Annotated in this window: 1 protein-coding gene; it reads right to left on the bottom strand. The window is 67.7% G+C overall.

Going from position 1 to position 2,823, the window contains the following annotated elements:
* Positions 1-2,823 (bottom strand): condensation domain-containing protein (locus tag FQU96_RS41895; protein WP_146547383.1); only part of this gene is annotated, 2,823 nt, incomplete at both ends.

Here is a 2,823-nt window from a genome sequence, read left to right as displayed (position 1 = left end):
CGCAGCTCAGTGCCTCCGCTTCGGGACGCGCCAACGCCCGCGCACGGATCCGGGCCGTCGCTGGCTCAAACCCGTAGCGCGCCAATACCTGCCCACGACGATCCGGTCGAAGCTCCAGTTCGGCCACCCGCAGAGCGCCCACGCTCTCTCGCGCCAATTGTTCAAGCAGCGCGACATAGTGCCCGCACAGACGCTCCATCGTCGTTTCGTCGAACAGATCCCGTGCGTAATCGAAGGCCGCGCGCAGGCCGTCCGGCAGCTCCGTCACGTTCAGCGTCAGATCGAACTGCACCGCCTGTGGTGCGCCCTCCAGCCGTTCCATCTTCAATCCAGGCAGGGACAGGTGGCCGGTCGTCTCCGCCTGCTGCAGATTGAACATCACCTGGAACAACGGTGTGCGGCTCAGGCTGCGTTCCGCCTGCAACGCTTCCACCAGGCGCGCGAACGGCATCTCCTGATGCGCCTGCGCCTCCAGCACGCGCTCCCGCACCTGCTCCAGCAGCGCCGATATCGATTGCAATCCGCTCAACTCGGTGCGCAGCACCAGGGTGTTGACGAAGAAGCCGATCAGCCTTTCCGTCTCCAGCCGATCGCGGCCTGCCACGGGCACACCGACTCGCACGTCGCTCTGGCCACTGTAGCGATAGAGCAGTATTCCGAACGCCGACAACAGGGTCATGAACAGCGTGGCACCATGATCGCGGCCCAGCTGCCGCAGACCCGATGTCACTGCTGGCGACACGGACCGCTCCACCCGCCCGCCGGCGTCACTGCGCGTCGCGCGACGCGGCCGGTCCACCGGCAGAGCCAGTTCCGGATGCTCGGTTCCCAGACGATCGCGCCAGTACGACAGATGCGGTTCCAGCGACGTTTCCGTGCGCCATTCCCGCTGCCAGTGGGCAAAGTCGCCGTATTGGATGGCCAGAGGCGGAAGGTTGGTTTCACGACCGTCGCGCGCTGCTGCGTAGAGCGCCGCCACTTCCTGCAGCAGGACGGGTATCGACCAGCCGTCCGAGACGATGTGATGCATCGCCACGGCCAGCGCATGCTCCGACGGCCCCAGACGCACCAGTCCGACCTGCAACAGCGGGCCGGCCTCCAAGTCGAACGCCTGGCCGGACATGGTCGCCACATGGGCGGACAGGTTTGCGTCCCGCTCCGCCGGTGGCTGGTCGCTCAGATCCAGTTGCGACCAGCCGTACGCACCCGACGCCTGCACGACCTGCCAGGCCACGCCGTCGACTTCCTCGAAGCGCGTACGCAGCACTTCATGCCGAGACACCACGCCATCCAGGGCGATACGCAACGCACCGACGTCCAGTTCACCCTGCAGGCGAACCGCGCCCGACATGTTGTACGCCGCGCTCTGCGGATCGAGCCGCCACAGAAACCACAGCCGCTCCTGGCCTTCCGACAAACGAAGACGGTCCGAGCCGGCAGGACGTGGCGCGATCCCGACGGTTTCCGTTGCCTTGGCGGATTGCTCCAAAGCGACGGCAAGATCGGCGAGAACCGGATGATCGAAGAGCGTCCGCAGGGCGATATCGCGATCAAGGGCATGGCGCAGGCGCGCCGCCACGCGAATGGCCAGCAGGGAGTGTCCGCCCAGCAGGAAGAAATCATCGTGAGCACCGACCCGGGGTGTGCCCAGCACCTCCACCCAGATATCGCAGAGAAGCTTCTCGGTGGGCGTGCGCGGCGCGAGATAATCCGCGACCGGTGCAGGTTCAGGCAGGGCGTTACGATCGAGCTTGCCGTTGGGCGTCAGCGGCAGCGCCTCCAGCACCATCACCACCGACGGCACCATGTACTCCGGCAGCGACGACGACACCCACGTCCTCACCGCGCCACCGTCGACCTCGCCCACAACGTACCCGGCCAGGCGACGACCATCACCCGTCCCCCGTACCACCGCCACAGCCTCCCGCACACCAGCGTGCGAGCGCAGCGCCGCCTCGATCTCCCCCAACTCGATCCGGTACCCGCGGATCTTCACCTGGCCATCCGCCCGGCCCAGATACTCGATGTCCCCGTCGACCAGACGACGGCCAACGTCCCCCGTCCGGTACAGGCGACCACCAGGCGCGTGCGGGTCCGGAACAAAACGGTCCGCCGTCAGGCCTCCACGACCCAGGTACCCCCGGCCCAGCCCTGCACCGCCCACGTGCAGCTCGCCGACGCCACCTGCCGGCACCTCGTTGCCGGCGCTGTCCAGCACCCGCAGCGACAGGTCTCCCAGCGCCTCGCCGATCACGCTCCGCGCATACCCTCCAACCACGTCAGGCACGCCCAGACGACGGTAGCTCACATGCACCGTCGTCTCCGTGATCCCGTACATGTTCACCACCTGCGGCGCGCTCCCTCCGCGCCGCTCCAGCCACTCCGCAAGGCCTGACGGCTCCAGCTTCTCGCCGCCGAAGATCAGCACCCGAACCCCGGCCAGGTCCTCCCCGCAGCCCTGTGCCACACGCAGCAGCGGCCAGAACGCCGACGGCGTCTGGTTCAGCACCGTCACGCCCTCCCGACGCAGCAGCCCGTGGAAGCTCTCCGCATCGCGCGCCGTCCAGTACGGCACCACCACCAGACGGCCGCCGTGCACCAGGCTCCCGAACACCTCCCACACCGAGAAGTCGAACGTGATCGCGTGAAACAGCGTCCACACGTCCTGCGCACCGAACCCGTACCAGCCCGACGTCGACGACAGCAGCCGCGACAGGTTGCCGTGCGTCACCCCCACGCCCTTCGGACGCCCCGTCGAGCCAGACGTGTAGATCACGTACGCCAGCTGGTCCGCGACGATCGCCTCGTCCCAGCCCTCACTGC

Origin of the sequence: Reyranella sp. CPCC 100927 (assembly GCF_007859315.1) — a bacterium.
In the GTDB taxonomy this organism is placed as follows: domain Bacteria; phylum Pseudomonadota; class Alphaproteobacteria; order Reyranellales; family Reyranellaceae; genus Vineibacter.
This window is presented reverse-complemented; position numbering and strand designations above follow the sequence as displayed.